The following is a 25,856-nucleotide window of genomic DNA, read 5'->3' as shown; positions in this document are numbered from 1 at the left end:
GGGGCCCTTTTTTTATGCCTGCTCAAGTGATCTCTGCTCGACTTCAGCGGCGACCCACTCGGCGGTGCCCGGCGTGAGCAGAACGCCGTTGCGATAATGCCCACTGGCCAGGATCAACCCGGGTTCCAGCTCTTCCAGCAGAGGGGCCGGGCGATCCACGGGCCGGGCTCGCAGGCCACTCCAATGGCCAACCACCTTTGCTGAGCGCAGCCACTCCGGTGCTCGCTCATTCAGGTTGCGCATCAGCGTCAGAGGATCCTCGGAAGCGCGATCGCCCGGTTCCACGGTGGCCCCGAGTAGCAATCGTCCGGGTGCGGTTGGAATCAGGTTGAAGCCCTGATCCACCAGCACCGAGGGCCAGTTGTTCCACGTTGTCGGACCCGTTGTCAGTTCCAGTGACAGGGCCTGGCCCAACACCGGTGTCATCGGTCGGGCCTGGCCCAGCGGTTCCAGCAAGACGTCCGAGTGCAGGGCTGTGCAGAGCACCACAAGGTTGTGAACGGAGCTGTCTCCATCGGCGCGATGCACACGCCAGTGGTTGTCGTTGCGCTCCAGATGGTCCACCGCCATGGCATTCAGCTCCACGCTTTGCTCTGCCAGCGCCTGTCGCAGGGCCCGTTGCAGCAGCAGGGGATTCACACGACCGTCGTGGCGCGAGTGCAGGCCACCGTGCCTGGCCGTCGGCCAGACCGCTGCCAGGTCGGCGTTGGTGACCATCTGCAGGCCCAGGTCAACGCGCTGGGCGGCCAGCGCTTCCATCCGCTTAGCCGCTTGTTCGTCCTCGGCGATTTGCAGCAGGCCCGGATGGAGCCTGAGGTCAGGCTGGTGAGCCTGCAGCGTTTCGATCCATTGCGGCCAGAGCTCCATGCTCCGGCGGCGCAGCCTCCAGCCCCGCCCGCTGCTGCGGCGAAACACGTGGCCCATCAGCACCCCGAGGGATGCCGATGTTCCACTCAAATCGTTTGCTGATCCCTCGCGATCAACGGACTGGTTCAGGCGAGGGTCGTAAACAGAAACATCGTGCCCTTGCTGGGCCAGATGCCAAGCGGTGCCGAGGCCGATGGCCCCGGCACCAATCACTCCAATGGAGCGGCTCAGTTGAAGGCCTCAGCGGGGATCAGATCGCTGTAGGCATCAAATCCGGCAGCCACGGCGCTGTAGGACTTCTGCAGACGGCTGAAGTCCTGCAGGCGTGCTGCTTCATCCAGATCAGCCAGAGCTTCTTTCAGGGAGCGGGCCACCTTGGTGGCTTCCTTGCGCTCGCTCTTGTCGAGGCGCTGATTGATGTAAAGCATTTCCCGGCTCACTTCCTGCATGGGGCCATGCAGAAGGTTGCGGGTGAACACCCAATCCTTTTCGCTCACCAGCCGTGCCAGATCAGGCAGACGGGACTTTGCGTCTTCAAAGGCTGCGGCCTGGCGGCGGATCACGCCCAGGTCGTCAGGACTGATGCCGGCAGCATTGGCAGCAGCCGGGGCCATAAGACCCAAGCTCAAAGCGACGCAGAGGCAGAACGCGGCAAGGCGGCTCAGAGCCTTCAGCATGGTGATCGAAAATTTCCCTGCGACTTTAACCAGCCCCTCCTGCGCGGGAGAATTTTGTTTTTCAAAGCGTTGTTGTGAGTGACGCCACGGTCATCCTTCAGATGATCTGCCCCGATCGGCCGGGTCTGGTCAGTGAATTGGCGGGTTGGGTGGCGGCCAACGGCGGCAGCATTCGCCATGCCGATCACCACACGGATGCGGGAGCTGGGGTGTTTCTCAGCCGGATTGAGTGGCAGCTCCAGGGATTCGGCATTCCCCGCGATGTGCTTCCTGAAGCGGCTCAGGCTCTGGGACAGCGGCTTGGTGGCGAAGCGCAGCTCCACTTCTCAGACGAGTATCCCCGTGTGGCGATTTTTGCCAGCAAGCAGAGCCACTGCTTGCAGGACTTGCTCTGGCGGGTTCAAAGCGGGGAGCTGCCGATGCAGGTTCCCCTGGTCATCGCCAACCATCCGGATCTGGAACCCCTGTGTGCATCCTTTGGGATTCCGTTTGTTTGTGTTCCCGTCAGTCGGGACACCAAAGCGGAAGCGGAGCAGCGGATCCTGGAGCTGCTTGAAAAGAACAAGGTTGAACTTGCGGTGCTGGCCAAATACATGCAGGTGCTGAGCAGTGATTTCCTTGAGCGTTTCCCCCAGGTGATCAACATCCACCATTCGTTTCTGCCAGCGTTCAAGGGTGCTCAGCCGTACCACCGGGCCTGGGACCGTGGGGTCAAGCTCATCGGCGCCACAGCCCACTACGTCACCGAAGATCTGGATGACGGCCCGATCATTCAGCAAACCACCGTTTCCGTCAGCCATCGGGACGAAGTGGAGGATCTGATCCGCAAGGGCCGTGACACGGAACGCCTTGCCTTGTCGCGGGCCCTGCGTCTTCACCTGCGTCGTCAGGTGATGGTCTATCGCGGGCGTACGGCTGTTTTTGCATGACCTCTGATCGTGGCGGTCAGGCTTTCCGGCTTGGCCTGTTTCTGCTCCCCTCCAGTGCTCTGCTCTCGGGCATCTGTCTCTTTGTGGCTTGTGTCAGCGGCAGTCGGGGCAGGGATCGGCCTGTTTGGCAGGCCCGCTGGACCCAGCCGTTTCTGGTTGCTGCTCTGTTGATGCTGGTGGGGGCGCTGGCGGCGGAAACAGGGGCGCTGGCCTGGGCTGGGCTGGGCAATTGGTTGCCTTTGTTTTGGGCCTTCTGGGCTTTTCAGCCCCATCTGGCCAGCGAACAGCAGCGCCGTCAGGCCGCTTGGATGCTGGTGGCCGGCACCTTGCCGGTGCTGCTCACCGGCCTTGGGCAGATGTTTCTGGGTTGGCAGGGACCCTGGCAACTTGGAGGTGGCGCCATCATCTGGTTCGTCGCGCCCGGAGGTGAGCCGCAGGGGCGACTCTCGGCCCTGTTTGATTACGCCAACATCGCCGGTGCCTGGCTCGGGGTGGTCTGGCCGTTGATGTTGGCGGCTGTGCTGCGGCCCGATGGTTGGTGGCGGCGCGGTGCTGCTCTGGTGCTCACGCTTTCAACAGTTGTTGCGGTTGTGCTCACCCAGTCGCGCAATGCCATGGGAGCGTTGGCCTTGTCGGTTCCCTTTGTGATGGGGCCGATGCAGTGGGTCTGGTTGTTCCCCCTGCTGCTGCTCCTGGCCTCGCCGTTGGTGTTGGTGGTGCTGCCCGGTGTCCCGTCCGGATGGCGCCAATTGGCGATGGCCTTAATACCCGAACCGATTCTTGATCGACTCCTGGAACGGGGAGGGCCCACCGCCTGGAAACACACCCGTCTGGGGCAGTGGGGGTATGCCTTGGAGTTGGTTGCCGCCCGTCCTTGGCTGGGCTGGGGGGCTGCTGCTTTCAGTGTGCTGTACCCGATCTATGCGGCCAAGCGTTGGCATGGCCATTCCCACAATCTCCCCTTGGAGTTGGCGATCAGCCATGGCCTTCCGGTGATGCTGTTGATCGTCGGAACGGTGTTGCTGTTGCTGGTGGTGGCTCTGCGGCGTGGAATCCTGCAGAAAGCACCGATGGAACGGGCCTGGTGGACCGCCACGCTGGTGCTGGTGGCGATGCATGCCACCGACCTGCCGTTGTTCGACAGTCGGCTCAACATCCTGGGCTGGACCCTGTTGGCCGGTTTGGCTGCCTTCAATCGGGAGCTGGAACAGCCTCCATCGCCAAGGCCTGATCGTGATGCTCCCGCAGCGTCGCCGGAGCCAGGGGCCCCCTGAGGTGGGTCCAGGGGAGGGTTGTTGAGGCCTCCCATGGTTCCTGGATCACCGTGCTCCAGGGCGGCGGTGGCGGTAGGGCTGGGCCTGGCATCGGCTCGAGTTCCCCATTGAGGGCAGCCCGGTAGGTCTTCTTCCAGCCGCCCATGCTTTCGCGGCCCTCGCCAACGGCTGCGATCACCGGCGCCAGGCGACGATCGCTCCGGGAGAGCAGGGCCTGAATCACGCTCCAGCCATAGCTCTCCGGGCGGAATTCGATCCCCTTCGGTTTCAACCGTTTGGCGAGACGTTTGAGGCGCTTCTCGGCTTCCGGTCGGACGCCCTGCCACTGGAAGGGGGTCTGGGCTTTGGGCACAAAGGTGCTCACCCCAAGGGTGAAGCGCAGTCCCGGGGTTCCTTTCTTGAGCGCCAGCAGCAGATCCGCCGTTGCTTCGACGTCGTCATCCGATTCCGTCGGCAGGCCCACCATCCCGTAGAGCTTGAGACCCGTGAGGCCGCCCTGTTTGGCATGGCGAGCCGCTTCATGGATGGCCTCCGTGGTGAGTTTCTTGTTCACCACCTCGCGCATCCGCTCATTGCCGCTTTCGATGGCGATGGTGAGGGAGCGGCTGCCCCGTTTGGCCAGGATCCGACCCAACTCAGGGGTCACGGTGGCTGCCCTCACCGAGCTGACGCTGACGCGGGTGCCATCGAAACGGTCTTGATCCAGCCAGTGCAGGAGATCGGCGAACTGGGGATGCTGGGTGACGGAGGCCCCCAGTAGCCCAAGGCGTTTGGTGGCTTGAAGGCCTTTCTCCACGGCCGGGATCAGGCCGTCATCCAACGACGGTGTCCGGAACGGCAGCGTCAGGTAGCTGGCCAGACAGAACCTGCACAGTTCAGGACAACTGCGCACCACCTCCACCATGTGGATGTCAGGCCAGGCAGCCTCGGGGGTGACCACCGTTGAGTGACTCAGGGTGTTGCCCCGCCAGGTCTGTTTTTCCACCTGGGCTGGAACCGCTGGATCGATCGGTTCCACGCCCATCAGCTCTCCGTCAGGGTCGTACTGCGGGGCATAGAGCGACGGCACGTACACCCCCGGCACCTGAGCCAGCTGTCGCAGCCGCTCCGCTCGCGGTGCCCTTCGGCAGTTCTGCAGCGCATCGATGAAGGCGGGCAGCAGCAGTTCACCGTCCCCGAGCAGCACGGCGTCAAAAAACGGAGCCAGCGGCTCGGGGTTGGCCGTGAGCACCGGACCGCCGCCGAACACGATCGGGTCCTCATCTCCTCGCTCCAGGGCCCAGACCGGAATCCGCTGGTTCTGCAGCAGCTCCGGCAGCACCGGTCCATCCAGTTCCCAGCTCAGGGAGAGCCCGAACAGATCGATCTGGCGTGGCATCGCATCACCCTGATCCGTGAACAGCCGGCGCACGTCCACATCCGATCGCTGCGCAAGCGTCGCCCAGACGATCTGATAGCCGAGGCTGGTGATCCCCACGGAATAGGTGCTGGGAAAGGCCAGCACGGCCTTCAGGGCATCGGGGTCCGGCCTGGCCGGATCGAACAGCAGCGTTTCCTGGTTCAGCTGGGGCCTCCTGTTGGGCCTGATGGCGGGGTTGGTGGCGTGAACGGACGTCTGTAGCGGTTGAGCTTCATGGCCATCCGATCTTCAGCGTCGAGTTCCATGCCCATCTGACGTTCGTAGATCGAGTGGGGGTGGAACAGTCGGGCGATCACGAAGCTGGTGAGACAGGCCACCAGGATCGGTTTGAGGATCAGCAGATCCTTGGTGAGGGCAAAGGCCAGGAACATCGCCGAGATCGGCGTGCGGGAACAGCCTGCAACGAAGGCGCCCATGCCTGCGAACACATAGGTGGTGGGCACATGGCCGGTGAGGGCCTCAACGCCAAATCCACCGGCCAAGCCAATGGCCCCTCCCAGCGTCAGCATCGGCATGAACAGTCCCCCTGGCGCTCCTGAGCCCGCCGCAAGTCCGGTGCTGAAAAAGAGCACCACAAAGCTGGCGAGGGCCAGGCTGATGTCGGCCTTGCCGGCTCCAATCAGGTGCTTCAGTTCGCTGGGGTTATGGAAGGCATCCGGCAGGGCTGCATAGACGCAGCCCAGCACGAGCCCGCTCACCGTCATGCGCAGGATCAGTCGGTCCCCGAACCAACGGTTGCCCTGCCGCTGCATGGTGAGCACGTAGCGGGTGTAAAGCTCCGCCAGCACACCGATCACCACACCGAGAGCCACCAGATACAGCAGATCCACCGGCAGGAAGCGCACCAGGGGGGTGTACTCCCGTTCCAGTTGAAACCCGATGGTGCTGTTGAGCCCGCCGCCCCCGGGGTTGAGGCCGAGAAAACCGAGCACATCCGCCAGGGTGTCGGCCGAGAAGGTGGTGATGATCACCAGCAGCAGCACCACGGGCCTGGCGGAGTGGAGCAGCTCCTCGATCGCGTAGATGAATCCACCGATGGGAGCACTGAACACGGCGGCAATACCCGCACCACCACCGGCGGCCACAATCACCCGGCGAAAGGCCACCGGCGCCCGTAGCCAGCGGGACATCTGCCAGGCCACGGAGCCGCCCATCTGAACGGCGGGGCCTTCCGGGCCCAGGGGGAAACCCGAGCCGATGGCAATGATGCCGGCCACCAGTTTCACCAGGCCCACCCGAAGCCCCATCGGAACTGACCGGTGGCGCAGGAAGCCCATGATGTGGGTGATCCCGGCTCCGCCAGCGGCCGGAGACAGGTTGGTGATCAACCAGGCCGAGACCATGCCGCCGAGGGCGCCGAGGGCGGGGAGTACCACCCAGGCTGGAAATTCATCGAGCAGGTCGAGCCGCCAATCCCGCAGCAGGTTGATGCCGCTGGTGAACAGCAGGCCGGTGATGGCAGCCCCGAGGCCCGTGAGCGCCAGAGCCACAACCACCACCAGCCAGCGGCGTTCCAACAACCTCCTGATGCTCCGGCTGGAGCCCAGGAGGTGGCGTCGTTGTTTGGGTTCGCTCAGGGAGGGCACAGATGAGGTGATCCGGAATCAGGCCTGAGCCAGAACGGTTGCTTCGTCGTCAGCACTGACCACGCGCCCCTGGTCTTCAAAGCCGCTGATCTGATCGAAGTTCAGGTAGCGGTAGAGCTCATCGGAGAGGGGATCGATCTTCTCGGCCGCAATGCTGCGGTATTCCTCCGGGGTGGGAATGCGTCCCAGCTGGGCGCAGACGGCGGCCAGTTCGGCGCTGCCCAGGTACACCTGAGCACCTTTGCCCAGGCGGTTGTTGAAGTTGCGGGTGCTGGTGGAGAACACGGTGGTGTTGTCCTCCACGCGGGCTTGGTTGCCCATGCAGAGGGAGCAACCCGGCATCTCCATGCGGGACCCGGCGGCCTCGAAGGTGGCGTAGTAGCCCTCCTCCTTCAGGGTCTCTTCGTCCATCCGCGTTGGGGGACAGACCCACAGGCGCGCCGTGTTCTGGCCGGCGCCTTCCAGCACCTTTGCCGCGGCGCGGTAGTGGCCGATGTTGGTCATGCAGGAGCCGATGAACACCTCCTGCACTGGGTCACCAGCCACCTCGCTGAGCAGCTTCACGTTGTCGGGATCGTTGGGGCAGGCCACCACCGGTTCGGTGAGCTCGTCGAGGTTGATCTCCAGCACTTCCGCGTACTCCGCATCTGCGTCAGCACTCATCAGCTGGGGATTCGCCAGCCAGGCCTCCATCTCCTTGATCCGGCGGGCCAGGGTGCGGGCGTCGCTGTAGCCGCGGGCAATCATGTTTTTCAGCAGCGCCACGTTGCTGCGCAGGTATTCGCTCACCGTGTCTTCGGAGAGCTTGATCGTGCAGCCGGCGCAGGAGCGTTCGGCGCTGGCATCGGTGAGTTCGAAGGCCTGTTCCAGCTTCAGGTCGGGCAGACCTTCGATCTCCATGATCCGGCCGTTGAACAGGTTCTTCTTGTTGGCCTTTTCAACGGTGAGCAGTCCCCGCTGGATGGCCACCCAGGGGATGGCGTTCACCACGTCCCGGAGCGTGACGCCCGGTTGCAGGGACCCGCTGAAGCGCACCAGCACCGATTCAGGCATGTCCAGTGGCATGGCGCCGATGGCGGCTGCAAAGGCCACCACCCCAGAGCCGCCTGGGAAGGAAATGCCGAGGGGGAAGCGGGTGTGGCTGTCGCCGCCGGTGCCGACGGTGTCGGGCAGAAGCATCCGGTTCAGCCAGCTGTGGATGATGCCGTCACCGGGCCGAAGGGCCACGCCACCGCGCTGGGCGAAGAAGTCGGGCAGTTCGTTCTGGGTCTGCAGATCCACCGGCTTCGGATAGGCGGCGGTGTGGCAGAAGCTCTGCATCACCAGGTCGGAGGAGAAGCCCAGGCAGGCCAGTTCCTTCATCTCATCCCGTGTCATCGGGCCGGTGGTGTCCTGAGAGCCGACGGTGGTCATCAGCGGTTCGCAGCTGGTGCCGGGTCGGACGCCTGCAAGACCACAGGCCTTGCCCACCATCTTCTGCGCCAAGGTGAAGCCCTTGCCGGTGTCTGCCGGGGCTGAGGGGCGGATGAACAGATCCGAAGGGGTGAGGCCAAGCTTGGCGCGCACCTTGTCGGTGAGGGCGCGACCGATCATCAGGGGGATGCGACCGCCGGCCCGCACCTCGTCGCTGATCGTGGTGGGCTTCAGCTCGAACCGACTCACCACCTTGCCGTCCCGTTCGATCGTGCCGGCGTGGGGGCGAATGGTGATCACATCACCGGTGTTCAGGTCGGTGACATCGCATTCGATCGGCAGGGCACCGGAGTCTTCAGCGGTGTTGAAAAAGATCGGGGCGATCTTGCCGCCGAGGATCACACCGCCTGCCCGTTTGTTGGGCACATGGGGAATGTCATTGCCGGTGTGCCAGAGCACCGAATTGATGGCGCTCTTGCGGGAGCTGCCGGTTCCCACCACATCACCGACATAGGCCACGGGATGGCCTTTCTCTTTCAGGCTCGCGATGGTCTTCAGGCCCTCCGGATGGCGGGTCTCGAGCATCGCCAGGGCATGGACGGGGATGTCCGGCCGGGTGGTGGCGTGGGTGGCCGGTGACAGATCGTCCGTGTTGGTTTCGCCTTCAACCTTGAACACCGTCACGGTGATGCTCTCGGCCAGTTCGGGCTTGGCGGTGAACCACTCGGCTGCGGCCCAGCTGTCCACAACTTGCTTGGCGAAGCGGTTGTCCGCCGCCAGATCCATCACTTCGTTGAAGGCGTCGTAGACGAGCAGCGTTCGGCTGAGTCCCTCAGCAGCACAGCCAGCCAGCGCAGCGTCGGAGTGCTTCAGCAGCTCGATCAGGGCGGCGACGTTGTATCCCCCCACCATCGTTCCCAGCAGCCGGGTGGCCTCCAGTGGTGACACCAGGGGGCTCTTGGCGTCTCCCTGAGCCACGGCACTGAGCCAGGTGGCCTTCACGTAAGCCGCTTCATCCACACCCGGGGGGATCCGCTCGCTGAGCAGGTGCAGCAGGAACTCCTCCTCGCCGGCGGGAGGGTTTTGCAGCAATTCGGTTAGTCCCTGGGTCTGCTCGGCGTTGAGCGGAAGAGCGGGAACGCCCTGGGCTTCCCGGGCGGCGGCCAGCTCGCGGTACGCGCTCAGCATGGAGATCTCTGTTCAGCGATGACCACCATTCTTCCGGACCGTGTCTGTTGCCAGTGAGCGGGGTGCGTAGCCTTGGTCGGAGTCTCGCGTCCAGTCATGGCCACCACCTCCGATTTGCATGTGGTGGAGACACGTCCCCTGGTGGCCCCTGCCGTGTTGCATCAGGAGCTGCCCATGGACGCGGCGGCGCTCGAGACCGTGGCGTCAGCCCGCCGGCGCATTCAAGAGATCCTCAGTGGCCGTGATCAGCGTCTGCTGGTGGTGGTGGGCCCCTGTTCTGTTCATGACGTTAAGGCTGCCCGGGAGTATGCCCAGCGCTTGGCTCCGATCCGCGAGCGCCTGAAGGATCAGCTCGAAGTGGTGATGCGGGTGTATTTCGAGAAGCCGCGCACCACGGTTGGTTGGAAGGGACTGATCAATGACCCCCATCTCGACGACTCCTACGACATCAACACCGGCCTGCGGCGGGCTCGGGGACTGCTGTTGGATCTCGCCCGGGAGGGGATGCCTGCTGCAACGGAACTGCTCGATCCCGTTGTTCCGCAGTACATCGCTGATTTGATCAGCTGGACCGCGATCGGTGCCAGGACGACGGAAAGTCAGACCCACCGTGAAATGGCCTCAGGGTTGTCGATGCCGATCGGCTACAAGAACAGCACCAACGGCAGCGCCACCATCGCGATCAATGCCATGCAGGCGGCAGCCAAGCCGCATCACTTCCTCGGCATCAATCGCGATGGTCATGCCTCGATCGTCAGCACCACGGGCAATCCCTATGGCCACCTCGTGCTGCGCGGCGGCAGCCAGGGCAGCAATTACCACTTGGAAGCTGTGCAGGAGTCCGCAGCCGAGTTGAGCAAAGCTGGTCTGCAGGATCGCCTGATGGTGGATTGCAGCCATGCCAACAGCAACAAAGACTTCCGCCGACAGGCGGAGGTGCTGGCCAGCGTTGCCGAGCAATTACGGGGGGGCTCCAATCACGTGATGGGCGTGATGATCGAGAGCCATCTGGTGGAAGGCAATCAGAAGCTCAACGCCGACCTGACGCAGCTCACCTATGGCCAGAGCATCACGGATGCCTGCATCAGCCTCGAGACCACCGAAACCCTGTTGGAGGATCTGGCCGCGGCCGTGGCCAGTCGCAAACAGACGGTTACCGCCTGAGCATCAACGCCTTGGTTCAAACCACCAGTTGACTCCACAGCACCCCCACGCTGAGGGGAACGCTGAGGTTGTCGAGACCGCTCCAGCTGAGCTGCTCCAAACCGGTTGCCATCGCCACCATGCCAAGGGCTGCTGGCAGGGACAGGTCAGCCCCCGACCATCGCGCCAGGCCGATCAGCACCAGGCCTGAGACAACGGCCATGGTCATCGTGCCGACGCTTGATTTGGTTTGACCAAACAGAACCCACTTCGGGGATGCGACGTTGCGGCCGATCAACCCTGCAAGGCCATCCCCTAAGGCCATCACCAGAACCCCGGCGGACACCGCATCGGCTCGGGTTGGCCAGAACAGCAGAAGTAGCGTTGTGATTGCGATGCCGTAGGCGATGGTGCCGTAGCTGTTGCGATCAACATCCTCAACGGCGGGGATGAAGCGCCATTGGTGGTTGATCGTCGTCACAACCGTGATCACCGCCGCAACAGGCAGGGCAACAACGAAGGGAATTTCAAAGAACCAGGCCAAAGGAACCACGGCTCCGGTTCCGATGTGCACAATTTTTCGGCTCAGTTCCCGTTGATTCGGCCGAAGCCGGCGGCACAACACGGCGCCTGCTACCACCATCGCCATCCAGAGCAGGATGGCGATGGGTCCGGTGAAGGAAAGCAAGTGGCTTAGGCGGCTTGTTGGTGGTTGGTCATGGCCCGCAGCTTGAGAATCGCCTTGGCCTCCAGCTGTCGGACGCGCTCACGCGACACATTGATCTGACGACCGATCTCCGCAAGGGTCAGAGGTTCTTCACCACCAAGGCCGAACCGCAACTTCAGAATCTTCTGTTCGCGTTCGTTCAACTGCGAGAGCCAGCCCCCCAGATGTTCCTTCTGGATGCTGCGATCCATCCCCTCCATCGGTTCTTCACCGTTGGGATCCGGGATCAGTTCACCCAGGGTGCTGCGATCTTCCTCGCCACGGGCATGGGCATCCAGGGATGCACAAGGTGCGCTCTGGGAGATCAGATCCTCCAGTTCCCGGGGCTCGATGCCCATGGCACTCGCCAACTCCAGCCGATTCGGTTGACGACCGAAGCGGTGGGACAGCTCCCGGGAGATGCGACGCATCTTGGAGAGCTTTTCGCTGATGTGGATAGGCAGGCGAATGGTGCGGGCACTGTTGTCGATGGCCCGCGTCATGCCTTGGCGAATCCACCAGTAGGCATAGGTGGAAAATTTGTAGCCCATGGCGGGGTCGAACTTGTCGACCGCTCGCTCCAGGCCGATGGCACCTTCCTGAACCAGATCGAGCAGCTCCAGGCCCTGGTTCTGATATTTCTTCGCCACGCTCACCACGAGGCGGAGGTTGGCGGCCATCATCCTGTCGCGGGCCCGTTTGCCCATGCGGATCTTGTGGCGATGCCGGGAGGTCAGCTCCTCTTCTGGTAGCTCCTGAATTTGCTTCATCGCCTGCACATGGTGTGCAAGTTCGATTTCTTCAGCTGCCGTCAGCAAGGGGATGCGTCCGATGCTGCTCAGATAAAAACCAATGGAGTCGGTGGCAAGCCGCCCTCCTTGTCGAGTTGAAGGTCGACGTCCGGTGGACGGCAACGCAGGTTCCTTCCGGGACGACTGTTTTGTCGTGCCGGAAGATTCCAGAGGGATCCCCATCACCCTGGTCTCCTGAATGAATTTGGGCTGAACTTAGCACCAGGCAACAGTGTTGACTGTTTCGAATCGAAAGAATTTCAGGAGCTGAATCTTTGGGCTTTCAAAACAACTGATTTGGCTGTGATCGTGCAGGCTTCAAGTTTGTTTTTGAAGGAATGTTGTATCGGATGTCACAGACGCAATCCCTTTGAAAACCAAAAGAATCACAAGGATTGGATGCCGTTGCTCCATTCCTTGATCAATTGAATCTGGGAATTGCGTTCCGAGGTGTCGTTTTCGGGTTTGCGCTGCACAAATGTGCCGTCGCTTTGCATGTCCCAGGCAGCCTGGTTGTCATTCAAGTACAGCTGCAGCAGGCGTTCCAGTTTCTGGCGATGCTCGGGGTCTTCGATCGGTGTGACCGCTTCAACGCGGCGGTCGAGGTTGCGGCTCATCCAGTCGGCACTACCGATGTACACCTCCGGTGAGCCGCCGTTGGCGAATGAAAAGATTCTCGAGTGTTCCAGGAACGGGCCGATGATGCTGATCACCCGAATGTTTTCACTCAGTCCTTCACAACCGGGATAGAGGCTGCACATGCCGCGAATGATCAATTCGATCGTCACTCCGGCTTGGGAGGCTTCATAAAGAAGCGCAATGATCGTTGGGTCCACCAGGGAATTCATCTTGGCTCGGATCACGGCCTCTCGGCCCCGCTGGGCATGTTCAATTTCGCGGCGGATCAACAGCTCCATGCCTTTCCGCAGGGTGACGGGGGCCACGAGCAGGCGACGAAAACTTTGCTGCTTGGAAAAACCGGTGAGGTAATTGAACAGTTCCACCAGGTCTTGACCCAGCTCCTGGTTGGCGGTGAGCAGGCCCAGGTCGGTGTACAGCTTGGAGGTTTTGGAGTTGTAGTTGCCCGTGCCGATGTGCATATAGCTCTGCAGCTTGTCCTTCTCCTTGCGCACCACCAGGACAATCTTGGTGTGGGTTTTCAGCCCCAGCACGCCGTAGACCACATGCACTCCGGACTGCTCCAGGTGCCGGGCCCATTGGATGTTGTTGTCTTCGTCAAATCGTGCCTTCAATTCCACCAGTGCCATCACCTGCTTGCCGTTTTCGGCGGCACGGATCAGTGCAGCGATGATCGGCGAGTCTTTGGAGGTGCGGTAAAGCGTCATCTTGATGCCCATCACCTGGGGATCGTCCGCCGCCTGGTTGATGAACTCTTCGACGGTTGTCGAGAAGAGGTCATAGGGATGGTGCAGAAGGATGTCCTGACGGCGAATCACCGAGAAGATCGATCTGAACTCATCCGGCTTGATTGCTCCCTCGTCCAGCAGGTGTTGCTGACTGCGGGCGAGCACCGCTGGTGTCTGGCCCCCGTGGCTTTGGCTTTTGAGTTTCGGCAGCGGTAGGGCGGTCAGGCTGAAGAGGTCGTCGAGGCCCAGGGGGCCATCGATCACATAGAGGTCTTCCTCTTCAACGCTGAGACCTGTCATCAGCATCTCCACCACGTCCGGAGGCATTTCGTTGGGCACCTCAAGGCGCACCACCTCACCCCCCATGCGCCGCTTTCGCAGTCCCTGTTCCAGGGCCAGCATCAGGTCATCGGCTTCCAGATCCCTCAGTTCCAGATCCGCATCCCGCGTCACGCGGAAGAAGTAGTGCCCCTCGATCGTCATGCCAGGGAACAGCTCCTTCAGGTTGAAGGCGATCACCTGCTCGAGGGCGATGGCGGTGTGAACGGGTTTGTGCTCCTGGCCGCTCAGGTGCGAGGGGATGGCGATGAAGCGAGGAAGATTTTTCTGGGGAACTTTCACCCGGGCAAATTGCCGTTGCCCTGTTTCCGGATCAACAACCACGGCCGCAACGTTGAGGCTCAGGTTGCTGACGAAGGGAAACGGATGAGCCGGGTCCACAGCCAGCGGTGTGAGCACCGGAAACACGGAGGTTTGGAAGGTGTCGTCAACCCACTGGCGTTGGTCGTCGTTCAGCTGTTTGTAATCGAGCAGCTCAACCTTGTGTTCCAGCAGCTTCGGCCTCAGGTGCTGGCGGTAATGCACCTGTTGCTCTCGCAGCAGGGGAATCAGCCGTTCCCGGATCGCCAGCAGCTGCTCCAACGGCGATTTGCCATCCTCACTTGGCCTGCTGACGCCCGCCTCCACCTGAGACTTCAGTGACGCCACGCGAACCATGAAGAATTCGTCGAGGTTGTTGCTGAAGATGGCGCTGAACTTGGCTTGATCGAGCAGAGGTGTGCGCGGATCCAGGGCCTGGGCCAGCACCCTTTCGTTGAAGGCGATCCAGCTCAGCTCCCGGTTGATGTAGTGCTCCGGGGCTAAGGCAGCTGCGCACATGGGCTGAACGGCTCGGCGCTGGTGTCGTTAGCCGAAACGTAGCAATCAGGACTGGCTTGGTTGTGTGTCGGAGATGTCCGGCAGAGGGCTGCCGGCCACCAGGCCGATCACGATCACCAGCACGGTTGCCGCAGCTGCAAACGGGCTCACTGGACCCAGCAGGTCGTAGCTCAATCCCGCCAGGGGAGGGCCGAGGAAACTGCCCAAACTCTGCAGGGCCTGCAGGCTGCCGAGGGCACTGCCTTGCCCTTCGCGACCCAGGCGCCGTGACACGAGGCTGCGCAGGCTTGGTGTGACCAATCCGGTGCCCAGGGCAAGGATGCCGACGGCAGTGAAGATGGCGCCCGCCCGATCGGATGCACCGACGCTGGGGATCAGCAGGCACCCAATGATCACCAGGCCGAGGCCCAGCAAGGTCAGACGCCATTCGCCAAACCGTTTCACCAGCGGTCCGATCAGCCCCCCTTGCACCACGGTGGCGACCACCCCCACCACCAGGAAGGCGGTGGTGGCGAGCTCAGGGCCCCAGCCGAAGCGCTGCTTGAAATAGAGCACCAGGATGGCGGTGAAGCCGTTGAAGGCAAGGAAGAAGAGGAAAAAAGCTCCGCACAGTCGCCCCACGCTGGGGTTCATCAGCACCTGGCTCAGCCGTGCAAACGGATTGAGGTCGCGTTTTCTGGGCAGGTTTTTGCGGGATTCCTGGGGATGGGTTTCCGGCAGCAGATTGAGCACCACCAAGAGGTTGAGTGCAGCGAAGCCTGTGGCCACCCAAACGGGAAGGGACACGGCCACCCGGGCCAGTTGCCCGCCAACGAAGGGGCCAAGGATGAACCCTAAGCCAAAGGCCACGCCGATCAAGCCGAAGGCACGGGCTCGCTTGTCGGGAGGCGTGATGTCGGCGAGCACGGCGCTGGCTGTTGCTGCCGTACCGCCACTGATGCCGTCAATGATCCGTGCTGCGAACAAAAGCAGCAGTGGCAGCAGGCTTTGGCTGGGCCATGGCAGTGAAACCGTCACGGCAAACAGGCCGAGCCCCACCACGGATCCTGCGACGCAGATGCTGATCACAGGGCGGCGGCCGTAGCGATCACTGAGCGCTCCGATCAAGGGAGTGACCAGGAACTGCGCCAGGGCATAGCTTCCCGCCAACAGTCCCAGGGTTCGTCCGTCTGGGGCGAACTGGGCCAGGAGAAAGGGCAACAGCGGAAAAACAATGCTTTCGCTGAGCCGGTCGTTGAGCAGCGTGAGAAACGCGCTGAGCAGTGTGGGAATCCGAGGACGCTGCAAGCTTGCTGCCACGCAGGAGAGACTCACATTCCCACAAGCGGCTCCATGGATTTGCGTCCGATCGCTCCGGAGGATCACCCGCTGTTGCGGGAGATCTATGCCGATGCGATCGAATCGCAGGCTCCCCTCCTTTATTCAGAGGCACAAGTCAGGGCCTGGGCGGCTCTGGCCTGGTTGCCCGGCGTGCTCGATGCGAGTTTTCGGGAGGGCTCCGGATGGCTCACCACGGATGGTTCGGCCTTTGCGATCCGCCATCCGGAAGATCGTCTTTCGTTGCTCTACTGCCGTGGTTGTGCCTCGAGGCGGGGGCATGGCAGTGCCCTCTTGAAACGGATTGAGGCGGATGCGCTGGCGTCCGGCGTTCAACAATTACGAACGGAGGCCAGCCAGTTCAGCCGACCGTTGCTGGAGCGACGGGGCTGGTGTGTGGAAGCGCCGGAGACGATCCTGATTGGAGGCGTTCCGTTCGAGCGCTATCGGATGGTCAAGCTGCTTCGCCAAGCGCGGAGTTGATCGAGCTGGGCTTGGGCCTGGCCCGTCTCGAGAACGGATGCTGCCCGTTGAATGCCCTGTTCCAGGGAATCACTGCAGCCGGCGAACCACAGATAGGCGCCGGCGTTCCAGCGCAGGGCGTCGCAGAGAGGGCCTTTGTTCTGCAGGGCGTTGCGTGCCTGCTCAGCCCAGGTGGTGTCGTTAGCCCATTCCACGTCGGCGTCGTGACAGCCATGGTCACGGGGGTGCAGGATCAATCGTTCCGCCTTGCCGTTCCGCACCCGGGCCGTGATACAGGCTCGGCCGATGGGCAGGTCGGTGCCTCCTTCCAACCCCTTCACGGTGAGAACATCGGTTTCGCCGGCTTGCTTGAGGGCTTCCCAGGCGCGGGCTTCTGTTGGTGGGTGGACAAAGCCACTCACAAGCAGGTGGTCGCCTTGGTGGGGTGTCCAGAGCAGTTCCAGGCTGGCAACCGGGGGACGCTTGCCCAGTTCCTCGCGGTAGCCGATCAGGGTTTCCGCGATGGGGAAATGATCCGGCTGGTGAATCAGGGCGAAACCGGTCTGCTGGAACCCGTCGGCAACGGCGCTGATCGGCAGACCTGTGAGGTTGAGATCGAGAAGGCGGAACAGATCAACAGCGGTGACGCCGTATTTGATCGGCATCCGGTCACCGCCCTGCAGAACCACCGGCTGACCACAGGCCAGCAGCACCAGCGCGGTGAGCGGGTAAATCGGCGCTGTGCGCGTGCGCCCGTCGTAGGGCATGCCGAAACACAACGGTGCTCGACTGCCAGCAGTGGATTGCAGCACCGGGCCATGGGCTCGGTAGGTGTCGAGCATCCCCGTAAGTTCCTGGGGTTCGGGCCGTCGGATGCGATGGGCGATCAGGAAGGCGCCGATCTGTGCGGGCGTCGCTTCGCCCTGCAGCATCAACTCCATGGCATCAGCCGCTTCCTCGCGACTCATGCCTTTGCTGGTGTGTTCACCACTTCCCACCTTGCGCAGGTGCTGCTTGAAGCGGTCGCGGCCGGAGAGAACTGCGCTCGTCAAAGGTCCGACCTCAAGCTGAGGTCAGTCTTCAGGAGCGACTGACCCAGCAGGGGTAGCAATTGCTACGAAAGCTCAGGGCCTGCTCAGCCGGGATAGCCCCTCGAAACTGCCATGGCGAGGGTGCTCCGGGTGGTGGCGTCCTTCGGCGTAATAGAGCCGCTCCAGCATCAGTTGGGGAGCAGTGGTTGGTGGAAGGAATTGCCCCTGCAGCAGGGTTGCGATGGATTGGAAGAATTGGCTCATTGCAAATTTCTTCGTTGAAGGTTATTTCACCCGCTCATGGATCTGTTGGCTGTGCTTGTTGCTTCAAAACAGGCTGTTGTTTTGTAGTTGATGCTTCATTGTTCAGTCAGCATTTGCGCAACAGTTTTGGGGCTGCTGAGACGTTCCAGCTTGGAACGCTGTTTTTGAAGCGGCCATAACAACTTTTCGTTCAATCATGACTGTTTCAGCTGTTCCCTCGACCCCGTCGTTGGCAGCTCCTTCTCAGGAGACCGTCACCTCTACCTTGATGGCTGCCAAGAAGGCCAAGGGCATGAGCTTTGCTGATCTGGAAGCAGCCCTGGGCCTTGATGAGGTCTGGATTGCATCCCTGTTCTATGGACAGGCCACAGCTTCAAAAGAAGAGGCCGAAAAGCTGGCTGAGCTGCTCTCCCTTGACCCAGCCATCACCGCCGCTTTGCAGGAGTTCCCCACCAAGGGAAGCCTCGATCCGGTGATCCCCACTGATCCCTTGATCTATCGCTTCTACGAGATCATGCAGGTTTATGGCATGCCCCTGAAGGATGTGATCCAGGAGCATTTCGGTGACGGCATCATGAGCGCGATCGACTTCACACTTGATGTCGACAAGGTGGAGGATCCCAAAGGTGATCGCGTCAAAATCACCATGTGCGGCAAGTTCCTGCCTTACAAAAAGTGGTGAACAACCAAATGTCTTGATTGAAGACATCAAGCCCCGCAATCGCGGGGCTTTTTTATTGGCGGAATTGTTGGCTCAGTTGGGTGCTGGCCATTTTCCGCCGAACGTCGTCATTCAGCTCCTGGCTTAACTCCAGCAGGCAGCGCTGACTGGAAGGTGTAGCGATGCAACCGAGCGCGCGGAAGGCGGCCTCGGCAACAGGCAGGGAACCATTTCCACACAGCTCTGCCAGCTTTTCGCTGATCAACACGCCATCGCGGCGTTGCAGAACCCGAATGGCGGCCACAACGACTGGATCGCGAAAATCATTCAAAACCTCTTGGCAGAATTGCAGCAGTTCACCGTCGTCGAGGCAATGGGATCGGAAGCTGAGCAGTTGAAGACCGGCAAGTCGGTGCAGTTGGCCCGGGTGATGCAGGCAATTCACCACCACCGATTCGGGAACTTCGGCACCCCAGCAGGCGAGAGCCTGAACCACCATCAGGTTGGCGGCTTCATCATCTGAGGTTTGCTCGAGTTGAGCCAACAACCAATCGCGGGCTTCGCTCTGGTGGCAGAGTCCTGCCGCCATCACCAAATCGGGCAGAACCCCGTGGTTGGCGAGGAGGTCTTGGATCACGGGCCAGCCGCGCTCGGCCTGCATCCCCAGTTTTTCGCAGAGGGCTCGCCGCAGATCAACAGAAAGGCTGGGGGAGTAAACCTCCCCCAGCCAAGCGGGCTCCAAAGGAGCGCGTCGAGATCGGGCGAGCCGTTCCCAGAGAACGGCTTCGTCGTTCATGGATGGATCAGCGGGCACCCAGTTCAGCAGCGAGCTCACGCTCCAGCTTTTCATCGTGCTCGGTGGGCAGCACGTTCTCCATCGGTGTGCGATGGGTGCTGTAGAAGAGCATGCCGATGAACACCATGCCGCCCACGATGTTGCCGAGGGTGACAGGCAGGAAGTTCCAGAAGATCACCTTGGTGAAGGGCACGCCTGAACCGAGGATCGGGCCAGCGGTGTGCAGGAACTGGTTCACCACGATGTGCTCCATGCCCATCGATTGGAAGGCGGTGATCGGAAGCCAGCAGGCCAGGATCTTGCCGGGAACGCTCTTGCTCACCAGAGCCATGGTCACGCCCAGGCAAACCAACCAGTTGGCCACGAGTCCGCGCAGGAAGGCGAGGAAGAAGCCCATGCTTCCCAGGGCCTCGTACTTCTTCTCAACGTTGATTTGATTGAGGGCCATGATTTTCTGGGCCACGGCATCCCAGATCGGCGGGCCGACGTTGTCAGCAGCGCCATCCATGGTGCCGCTGGTGAGGCTGATGGCCATGATCACGGCCACAACGGCGGTGCCGATCCAGTTGCCGATCCACACCCAGACCCAGTTGCGGAAGGTGGCACCCCAGCTGCTCTTGCCGGCCCAGGTGGCCATCGGCAGCAGGGCGAAGTTGCCGGTCACCAGCTCCATGCCGAACAGCACGATGCTGGCGAAGCCGAAGGGGAACAGCAGCGAGCCCACAAAGGGGGCTTTGACGGTGATGCCCACGGTGAGGGCCAGGATCACCGCCAGGCCAAGGATGGCCCCGGAGTAAAAGCCACGGATCAGCAGGTTCTTCACGCTGACCGTTGATTTTTTGCCGCCGGCGGCAATCATGCCGTCGACAAGCTCATTGGGTAGGACGTAGTCCATCAGATGAGATTGAGAGTTGGACGAAGGTTTTGATGTCAACCGCTGATGCGGTTCATCAGGCGGGAGAACAGATCAGGGCTGCCGCCCTGACGGTTGATGGCGGCTCCGTCGCGACCACTGGCGCTGAGCCAGTTGACGAAACGAGAGAACACGTCGTTGCGGTTGGCCATGACGGTGAGGGGGAGTGGTCGGTGCGGGGAGCCGTGACTTCAAAAGGAAGCGTCACGGCCAAAGCAGCGATCAGGCCTTCGGGGTGGCCCCGAACTTGTCGATCAACACCTCTTTGAGAGCGGTCTTGATCTCATCGGCCGGGATCGCCTTGCGGTGGATTTCGCCGACCGTTGGGTTGGCGCCTTGGGATCCACCAAGGGTCATCACGTAGCCCTCACCCATCACGCCTTCACTGTTCTTGGCCTTGGTGCCGGTGAGGCCGATGGCACCCATGTAGGCCTGGCCGCAGGTGTTGGGGCAGCCGGTCCAGTGGATTTTCAACTCCTCGGGAAGATTGAGCTCCTGGTCCAGTTCCTTGGCCGCTTCCAGGGCTTGGTCCTTGGTGTTGGTGAGACCAAAGCCGCAGTAGGTGTTGCCCGTGCAGGACACGGTGCCAGCGGCAATGGTGCCTGGCTCCAGCGGGAAGCGCTGCACCAGGGCGTCTGCCTTCAGGGCGTCGAGCTTGTCGTTGGGAAGGCCAACGAGGATGACGTTTTGATCTTCGGTGAGACGCACCTCGCCATTGCCGTAGTTGAGGCTGGCGGTCGCAAAATCCTGCAGATCCTTGGCGGTCAGGCGACCCACCGGAACATGCAGTCCGGCAAAGGAGAGGCCTTCCTGCTTCTGCGGATGAATTCCGTAGTGGGATCGGGGCGTGGTGTTGAAAACAGAGCCTGGGTCGGGGGTCAACGGACCGAAGAGTTCTTCCACCTGGCTGCGGAACACGTCGTGGCCCACCTGATCCAGGTAGAGACGGAAACGACCCTTGGGGCGCTTGTCGCGCTCACCGTTGTCGCGCCAGAGCCGGATCACGGCATCGGTCATCTTGCAGATTTCATCTGGCTTCACCCAGGCGTTCAGGGGAACGGCATAGGCGTTCATTTGCGATGACAGAACACCGCCGATCCAGACGCCAAATCCCATCACTCCATCCCGTTCCACGGGGTGGAAAACGATGTCGTTGTGGAGCAGGAAGTTGTCTTTTGCGCCGGCAACGGCGGTGTTCCACTTGCGGGGCAGGTTCGAATACTCCGGGTTGCCCTGGCAGTTGTTGGTGAGGAAGTTCTGCAGCTCGGTGGTGTAAGGCCGCGTGTCGACGATCTCGTTGGGATCGATGCCGGCGATGGGGTTGCCGGTGACGTTGCGGGGATTGTCGAAGCCGGATTGGATCGTGCTCAGGCCGGCTTCTTTCAGCCGCTTGAGGATTTCCGGCAGGTCGCCCAGCAGCACGCCGCGCAATTGCAGGTTCTGACGGGTGGTGATGTCGCAGCTGCCGTTGTCGCCGTAGCGCTCAACGATGGAGCCAACCACCCGCAGCTGATCGGCCGTCAGCACACCATTGGGCACCCGCAGGCGCAGCATGAATTTGCCCGGCGTTTTCGGACGCCAGAACATGCCGTACCACTTCAAACGCAACTGAAGGTCGGTTTCATCCACCTGTTCCCAGCCGAGCTCGGCGAATTTTTCGATTTCGCTGCCAACCAACAGGCCATCCTTGGCCGCCTTGTTCTGCTCGATCTTGTTGAGCTTCTTGCCATCCAGGTAAGGCCTGGAGGGAGAGCTAATGGTCATAAGTCGATTAACGAGTGGGCGGATTGATTGCTCAAAGACGAGGCGCGAATCAATCGAGATGGCCCGAAGACCGGCAACGCTTCAAAACGAAGGGGAGCGTTGGGTTGATCGAATAAACACTGCGACGGCGACCCTGGTCCGTAACAAAGAGAACACTTTTGGTGCTAGTCAATCCCAGGGCTTTGTCCTGACCGATTTGTAAAACCGGCTACATCTGGTGGTTCCCACGAGGCCGTAAAAGGCAACTTGCTTCGGCCTCAGTATTGGCGTCCAATTTCGCCAACCATGCGCACCGCTCCGGCCCGGAGCATCTGCCAAACCCGCTTCATCGCAGCGAAGTCTTGGTCGAGTTCGGAGGGTCCGGCGGGACGGTCGAAGCTTCGGTCGTACCGGTCATGCCGGTCGTAACGGGCCTCCCTGGGGTCGTATCCCCGGCTGTACCTCTCGTCCCGGACGTCGTTCCGCCCGTCGTACCGGTCGTCTCGGAAGTCGTATCGCTCAATGCGTCCGTCCAGCGGTTCCCGGTAGGAGCGGCTGTCCAATGGGGCACGATCAAAACGACGGCGGGGCGCCATGACTCATCCAACGTTCACAACAACCCGATGACATCAGCCGGCATGGTCATCGATCCGTGGCCATTGCTACGAAATGATGCTTCCGATGGGGGGCGCCAGGGGTTGCATCTGGTGGTGCATGGCCGCAGTGGAGGTGTTGTTCCTGAGTGTTTGGCCTCTCTGCCGGACCTTCTGGCTCAGCGGCGCTCGGCGCCCGTGCAGTTGGAGGTGCTGACGGCTGAACAACCCGTATCGGCGCTTCCCCAATCCTCTTGGATCGTTCCCCTGCTGCTGCTGCCTGGGGCGCATGCCCGCACGGATGTGCCGGCGATTCGCAACAGGCTTCGTGGTGCCGGAGCCAGTGTGCGTCTGCTGCCCTTTCTGGGCTCTTGGACCACATGGTGGAACGCTGTGCTCTCAGCACTTCCGTCGTCTGAGCGAGCTGATGCCGTGCTGGTGCACCATCCCCTGCGCCCGGGGGTGGCGGATCGCTTCCTCGCGATGCTGGCGTCTCGCCTGGCTTTGCCCTTGGTTGCCTTTGATGCCTGGCCCGAGTTCCAGCAGCGCCATCCCAGGGCCAGGCCACTGCCACTAACCCTTGCTCCCAACCGCATGACGGATGCGTTGAGCGAAGCTGGTGGATTGCCTCCTCTGCTGGAGCATCCACCCACCCGTCAGGCCCTGATCGATCTGCTTGTTTCTCTGCCGTGACCACCGCTGAACAAACCGGAACCGTTTATCTGGTGGGAGCCGGTCCCGGTGATCCCGAGTTGCTCACGCTGAAGGCGCATCGGCTGCTGAGCCAGTGCGATGCGCTGGTGTACGACTCGCTGGTGCCCGAGGAAGTGCTGGATCTTGTGCCGGAAACCTGCGAACGCCGTTTTGTCGGCAAGCGTCGCGGTCATCATTCGGTGCCCCAACCCAGCACCAATGCCGTGCTGGTTGAAATGGCCCAGAAGCACAGCACCGTGGTGCGCTTGAAGGGGGGTGATCCCTTCCTGTTTGGTCGTGGAGGGGAAGAAGCCGCTTACCTGGCGGAGCGGAACATTCCTGTTCAGGTGGTGCCTGGTGTCACCGCTGGCATTGCTGCCCCTGCCTACGCCGGAATTCCCGTCACCCACCGGCGGGCGGGGTCATCGGTGACCTTCGTCACCGGTCATGAGGAAATCGACAAGCGCCGTCCCTCCGTGGATTGGCGTGCCCTGGCTGCGGCCAGTGACGGATTGGTGATCTACATGGGGCTGCACAACCTGCCCCGGATCGCAGAGGAGCTGATGGCGGGTGGTTTGGCTTCGACAACCCCCGTGGCGGTGATCCAGCAGGGCACGGTGGCGGGGCAACGCTGCCTCAAAGCCACCTTGGTTGACGTTGCCGATCAATGCCGAGCCGAAGCCTTCAAGTCACCCTCGATCGTTGTGGTGGGTGAGGTGATTGATCAGCAGGTTGAAGCCTGCATGCCCTCACCGGCAGCGGTCACGATGCCGATTCCGTTCTGAACGGCTCCGCTTGATTCCGCTCTATTCCTTCAAGCGAGCCCGGAGCTGGGCCAGGTTGCACGGTCGGGTGTCGGCATCGAGTTGAGCCCGGATGAGCCGGTTCCAAGCAGTGGTCACCGCATCCAGAGATCCCGGCAGCACAAACACGAATGTGCCGTTGGCCACGCCGGCCAGGCAGCGGCTTTGCAGGGTGCTGGTGCCGATGCTTTCGAAGGAGAGCACACGGAATAGTTCACCGAATCCTTCGATGGTTTTGTCCAGCAGCGGTGCCACTGCTTCGGGGGTGCCATCGCGTACGGTGAGCCCGGTTCCGCCGCTGGTGATCACCACATCAACCCCAGGATCGGCGATCCAGCGGCTCAGTTCACGGCGGATTTGATAGCGATCATCCGGGCAGAGTTGTCGCTCCTGAAGGCGATGCCCCGCGTCTTCAAGGCTGCGCTGCAGCTGATCTCCGCTGCTGTCGTCCGCCAGGGTGCGTGTGTCGGAGATGGTGAGCAGGGCGATGGAGAGGCCCATGGCACAGCGGCGGAGCCCTCGGACGCTAGAACCACTCCAGCTGCAATGGACGTGGTGCTGAAGGTGCTGCTGTTCGCTTCCCTGCGAGAACGCGCCGGTTGGGCCGAGCGTTCCCTTCCCTTCACACCAGGCGTCTCGACGGCCCGTGAGGTCTGGAACCAGCTGGATCTTGGTCCGCTGGAGGGCATCAGCATTGCGGTGAACCAGGAGTTGGTCGGTGCCGATCAGCCGTTGCAGGCCGGTGATGAGCTGGCCTTTCTTCCACCGTTCACGGGGGGGTGACGCGTGACCGATTGCCGTGTGGAGGTGTGCCCGGATCCCTTTGATCCTTGGCAGCAACTGGCGCTTTGGAGCGGGGATGCCGCGGCCGCTGCGATCTTCATGGGTCGGGTGCGTCCCACCACCATGGATGGCCGGCCTTTGGAGGCACTGGAGCTGGAGCACTTTCCCGGCCTTTGCGAACGTCAGATCACGGCAATGGCGCTGCGTCTGCAGCAGGAGCACCGGGCGGGGTCGATTTTGGTGCTGCATCGGGTGGGCAAGCTCGCCCCCGGTGAGCCGATCGTGCTGGTGGCGGTGCAGGCCGATCGCCGTGGGGCGGCGCAGCGCTGCTCGGCCGCTTTGTTGGAACAACTCAAGCACCAGGCCCCGTTCTGGAAGCGGGAGTGGTGCGCGGGTCAGGGCACCTGGCTGGCGGCCAACACGCCGCTCTGATCAAGGCGCGGGTGCTGCAGCTGGTAGCCCAGCTGTTTGAGCCGGCTGTTGCGAATCCGTCGGCCCCCTGAACCCGGTTCGTCCTGCCCAAGCCAGCGCACGGGGGCCAGGCCCTGGCGCTGCAGGCTGCGGCCTACCAGGTCCCGCAGCCGAAGCGGCTCGTCGTTGACCACATTCACCAGACCGGCCCATTCAGCATCGAGAGCGGCTTCAAGGGCACCGGCGGCATCGGCCACATGCAGCCAGTTGCTGTAGGTCGAGCCGCTGCCAGGGCGTTCCAGTCCGGCGAGCCCGCGTAGGCGTCGATCGAGATCGCGGCCAGGGCCATAGAGCGCCCCGAGGCGCAGGATGCACACCCGTCTGTCGCTGATGCCGCTGAGCAGTTGTTCGCTTTTCAGCAGAACATCGCTGTGGCCGCTGCCTGGTGTGGGTGGCGTTTGTTCATCCACCCAGTCCCCCGCGGCATCGCCGTACACCGAGCAACTGCCCGTGTAGACGATCTGCCGCAGTTTCGGCAGTTGTGGCAACAGCGACGTCAGGCAATGGAAGCTGTCGACGAAGGTGTGGCGGTAGCCGTTGGCATCCACCTGGCGATCTCCCTTTGGCCCGAGGCAGAACACGGCATTGCTGCTTTTCCGCAGAGCCTCCCGCAATTGCGCGGGGTCTGTGGCGTCGCACAGTTCCACCCGATCGGCGAGGGGGCTGAGTTGCTCCAGCCGTTCGCTGCTGGTGGTGGTCAGCGTCAGCTTCAGCTGGGGGCGTTTTGGTTGCAGCCGCTCCGCCAAAGCGAGCCCCACGTAGCCGCAGCCAACGATCGTCAGGTCCATGGCGGGGATGGCTGTTGGG

The 25,856-nt window shown here is 62.1% G+C and carries 27 protein-coding genes; 9 read left to right on the top strand and 18 right to left on the bottom strand.

From position 1 onward, the window contains the following. Nucleotides 1-12 precede the first annotated feature (12 nt). Together SynRS9907_RS13805 and psbQ are read right to left on the bottom strand one after the other, a co-directional pair. Nucleotides 13-1,080, bottom strand: coding sequence for an FAD-binding oxidoreductase (locus SynRS9907_RS13805; RefSeq protein ID WP_188021390.1), 1,068 nt, complete (start codon nt 1,078-1,080; stop codon nt 13-15). A 14-nt stretch (nt 1,081-1,094) separates the two neighbouring features. After that, on the bottom strand, nt 1,095-1,544 hold the full coding sequence (psbQ, locus tag SynRS9907_RS13800; protein WP_115081364.1) for a photosystem II protein PsbQ: 450 nt from the start codon (nt 1,542-1,544) through the stop codon (nt 1,095-1,097). Between the two features lie 74 nt (nt 1,545-1,618). On the opposite strand from psbQ, the gene purU reads away from it, so the two are divergent. Both purU and SynRS9907_RS13790 read left to right on the top strand, forming a co-directional pair. Beyond that, the gene (gene purU / locus SynRS9907_RS13795; RefSeq protein ID WP_188021389.1) at nt 1,619-2,473 is read left to right on the top strand and encodes a formyltetrahydrofolate deformylase; all 855 of its coding nucleotides are present in this window, start codon (nt 1,619-1,621) and stop codon (nt 2,471-2,473) included. Continuing rightward, nucleotides 2,470-3,747, top strand: coding sequence for an O-antigen ligase (locus SynRS9907_RS13790; RefSeq protein ID WP_188021387.1), 1,278 nt, complete (start codon nt 2,470-2,472; stop codon nt 3,745-3,747). The genes purU and SynRS9907_RS13790 overlap by 4 nt, the downstream gene beginning before the upstream one ends. Here the strand turns inward: SynRS9907_RS13790 and SynRS9907_RS13785 are convergent. Genes SynRS9907_RS13785 through acnB form a run of 3 tightly spaced genes read right to left on the bottom strand, consistent with a single transcriptional unit; the run spans nt 3,665 to nt 9,354 of the window. After that, nucleotides 3,665-5,251 carry a radical SAM protein gene (locus SynRS9907_RS13785; protein WP_255445933.1) on the bottom strand — a complete coding sequence of 529 codons (1,587 nt, stop codon included), beginning with the start codon at nt 5,249-5,251 and terminating at the stop codon, nt 3,665-3,667. The genes SynRS9907_RS13790 and SynRS9907_RS13785 overlap by 83 nt on opposite strands. Before the next feature lie 56 nt (nt 5,252-5,307). After that, on the bottom strand, nt 5,308-6,753 hold the full coding sequence (locus SynRS9907_RS13780; RefSeq protein WP_188021386.1) for a ClC family H(+)/Cl(-) exchange transporter: 1,446 nt from the start codon (nt 6,751-6,753) through the stop codon (nt 5,308-5,310). A gap of 18 nt (nt 6,754-6,771) precedes the next feature. Further along, nucleotides 6,772-9,354 (bottom strand): bifunctional aconitate hydratase 2/2-methylisocitrate dehydratase, encoded by a 2,583-nt coding sequence (acnB, locus tag SynRS9907_RS13775; protein WP_188021384.1) that lies wholly within the window; start codon nt 9,352-9,354, stop codon nt 6,772-6,774. 96 nt (nt 9,355-9,450) lie between these two features. On the opposite strand from acnB, the gene SynRS9907_RS13770 reads away from it, so the two are divergent. Beyond that, nucleotides 9,451-10,518: a 3-deoxy-7-phosphoheptulonate synthase gene (locus tag SynRS9907_RS13770; protein WP_186593766.1), complete on the top strand. Its 1,068-nt coding sequence runs from the start codon at nt 9,451-9,453 to the stop codon at nt 10,516-10,518. A 16-nt stretch (nt 10,519-10,534) separates the two neighbouring features. Here SynRS9907_RS13770 and SynRS9907_RS13765 read toward each other — a convergent pair whose 3' ends face one another. The 4 genes from SynRS9907_RS13765 to SynRS9907_RS13750 all read right to left on the bottom strand — a co-directional run bounded on the left by SynRS9907_RS13765 (nt 10,535) and on the right by SynRS9907_RS13750 (nt 15,818). Further along, nucleotides 10,535-11,185, bottom strand: a complete 651-nt coding sequence (locus SynRS9907_RS13765; protein ID WP_186593765.1) for a diacylglycerol/polyprenol kinase family protein — start codon at nt 11,183-11,185, stop codon at nt 10,535-10,537. Between the two features lie 5 nt (nt 11,186-11,190). Further along, nucleotides 11,191-12,177 (bottom strand): RpoD/SigA family RNA polymerase sigma factor, encoded by a 987-nt coding sequence (locus tag SynRS9907_RS13760; RefSeq protein WP_186593764.1) that lies wholly within the window; start codon nt 12,175-12,177, stop codon nt 11,191-11,193. 203 nt (nt 12,178-12,380) lie between these two features. After that, nucleotides 12,381-14,519 carry a polyphosphate kinase 1 gene (gene ppk1 / locus SynRS9907_RS13755; RefSeq protein ID WP_186593763.1) on the bottom strand — a complete coding sequence of 713 codons (2,139 nt, stop codon included), beginning with the start codon at nt 14,517-14,519 and terminating at the stop codon, nt 12,381-12,383. 45 nt (nt 14,520-14,564) lie between these two features. Beyond that, the gene (locus SynRS9907_RS13750) at nt 14,565-15,818 is read right to left on the bottom strand and encodes an MFS transporter (protein ID WP_255445932.1); all 1,254 of its coding nucleotides are present in this window, start codon (nt 15,816-15,818) and stop codon (nt 14,565-14,567) included. Between the two features lie 33 nt (nt 15,819-15,851). Here SynRS9907_RS13750 and SynRS9907_RS13745 point away from each other — a divergent pair, with 33 nt between their 5' ends. After that, complete coding sequence (locus SynRS9907_RS13745; RefSeq protein ID WP_186593761.1) at nt 15,852-16,319, top strand: GNAT family N-acetyltransferase; 468 nt, start codon at nt 15,852-15,854, stop codon at nt 16,317-16,319. Here the strand turns inward: SynRS9907_RS13745 and SynRS9907_RS13740 are convergent. Both SynRS9907_RS13740 and SynRS9907_RS13735 read right to left on the bottom strand, forming a co-directional pair. Continuing rightward, a complete protein-coding gene (locus SynRS9907_RS13740; protein ID WP_186593760.1) occupies nt 16,280-17,350 on the bottom strand; it encodes an anthranilate phosphoribosyltransferase family protein in 1,071 nt (356 codons plus the stop codon). The two genes, SynRS9907_RS13745 and SynRS9907_RS13740, sit on opposite strands and share 40 nt — an antisense overlap. A gap of 72 nt (nt 17,351-17,422) precedes the next feature. Next, nucleotides 17,423-17,593 carry a cyanate hydratase gene (locus SynRS9907_RS13735; protein WP_186593759.1) on the bottom strand — a complete coding sequence of 57 codons (171 nt, stop codon included), beginning with the start codon at nt 17,591-17,593 and terminating at the stop codon, nt 17,423-17,425. Between the two features lie 196 nt (nt 17,594-17,789). On the opposite strand from SynRS9907_RS13735, the gene cynS reads away from it, so the two are divergent. After that, on the top strand, nt 17,790-18,275 hold the full coding sequence (gene cynS, locus SynRS9907_RS13730) for a cyanase (protein ID WP_186593758.1): 486 nt from the start codon (nt 17,790-17,792) through the stop codon (nt 18,273-18,275). A 52-nt stretch (nt 18,276-18,327) separates the two neighbouring features. Here cynS and SynRS9907_RS13725 read toward each other — a convergent pair whose 3' ends face one another. The 5 genes from SynRS9907_RS13725 to SynRS9907_RS13705 form a co-directional block, all read right to left on the bottom strand. Beyond that, entirely contained in the window at nt 18,328-19,050 is a 723-nt protein-coding gene (locus SynRS9907_RS13725) for a HEAT repeat domain-containing protein (RefSeq protein WP_186593757.1), read from the bottom strand. 7 nt (nt 19,051-19,057) lie between these two features. After that, nucleotides 19,058-19,945 (bottom strand): formate/nitrite transporter family protein, encoded by an 888-nt coding sequence (locus SynRS9907_RS13720; protein WP_186593756.1) that lies wholly within the window; start codon nt 19,943-19,945, stop codon nt 19,058-19,060. Between the two features lie 35 nt (nt 19,946-19,980). Then, complete coding sequence (locus SynRS9907_RS13715) at nt 19,981-20,115, bottom strand: hypothetical protein (RefSeq protein WP_006851080.1); 135 nt, start codon at nt 20,113-20,115, stop codon at nt 19,981-19,983. Between the two features lie 70 nt (nt 20,116-20,185). Continuing rightward, a complete protein-coding gene (locus SynRS9907_RS13710; protein ID WP_186593755.1) occupies nt 20,186-21,727 on the bottom strand; it encodes a ferredoxin--nitrite reductase in 1,542 nt (513 codons plus the stop codon). A gap of 257 nt (nt 21,728-21,984) precedes the next feature. Then, complete coding sequence (locus SynRS9907_RS13705; RefSeq protein WP_188022509.1) at nt 21,985-22,302, bottom strand: hypothetical protein; 318 nt, start codon at nt 22,300-22,302, stop codon at nt 21,985-21,987. A 42-nt stretch (nt 22,303-22,344) separates the two neighbouring features. On the opposite strand from SynRS9907_RS13705, the gene SynRS9907_RS13700 reads away from it, so the two are divergent. Next, the gene (locus SynRS9907_RS13700; protein ID WP_255445931.1) at nt 22,345-22,992 is read left to right on the top strand and encodes a DNA mismatch repair protein MutS; all 648 of its coding nucleotides are present in this window, start codon (nt 22,345-22,347) and stop codon (nt 22,990-22,992) included. Next, nucleotides 22,989-23,777, top strand: coding sequence for a uroporphyrinogen-III C-methyltransferase (cobA, locus tag SynRS9907_RS13695; RefSeq protein WP_186593753.1), 789 nt, complete (start codon nt 22,989-22,991; stop codon nt 23,775-23,777). Before SynRS9907_RS13700 ends, cobA begins: the two co-directional genes overlap by 4 nt. A 21-nt stretch (nt 23,778-23,798) precedes the next feature. On the opposite strand, the gene moaB is transcribed toward cobA, so the two are convergent. Beyond that, entirely contained in the window at nt 23,799-24,296 is a 498-nt protein-coding gene (gene moaB, locus SynRS9907_RS13690; RefSeq protein ID WP_186593752.1) for a molybdenum cofactor biosynthesis protein B, read from the bottom strand. Between the two features lie 45 nt (nt 24,297-24,341). On the opposite strand from moaB, the gene SynRS9907_RS13685 reads away from it, so the two are divergent. Further along, nucleotides 24,342-24,578, top strand: a complete 237-nt coding sequence (locus SynRS9907_RS13685; RefSeq protein WP_115081347.1) for a MoaD/ThiS family protein — start codon at nt 24,342-24,344, stop codon at nt 24,576-24,578. A gap of 3 nt (nt 24,579-24,581) precedes the next feature. Continuing rightward, nucleotides 24,582-25,010, top strand: a complete 429-nt coding sequence (locus tag SynRS9907_RS13680; RefSeq protein ID WP_186593751.1) for a molybdenum cofactor biosynthesis protein MoaE — start codon at nt 24,582-24,584, stop codon at nt 25,008-25,010. Here the strand turns inward: SynRS9907_RS13680 and SynRS9907_RS13675 are convergent. Continuing rightward, nucleotides 24,974-25,837 carry an NAD-dependent epimerase/dehydratase family protein gene (locus SynRS9907_RS13675; RefSeq protein ID WP_186593750.1) on the bottom strand — a complete coding sequence of 288 codons (864 nt, stop codon included), beginning with the start codon at nt 25,835-25,837 and terminating at the stop codon, nt 24,974-24,976. The two genes, SynRS9907_RS13680 and SynRS9907_RS13675, sit on opposite strands and share 37 nt — an antisense overlap. Nucleotides 25,838-25,856 lie beyond the last annotated feature (19 nt).

It is taken from the genome of Synechococcus sp. RS9907 (genome assembly GCF_014279615.1).
Classification (GTDB): Bacteria; Cyanobacteriota; Cyanobacteriia; order PCC-6307; family Cyanobiaceae; genus Parasynechococcus.
The sequence above is the reverse complement of the archived record's forward strand: the minus strand, read 5'-3'. Positions and strand labels throughout refer to the sequence as shown.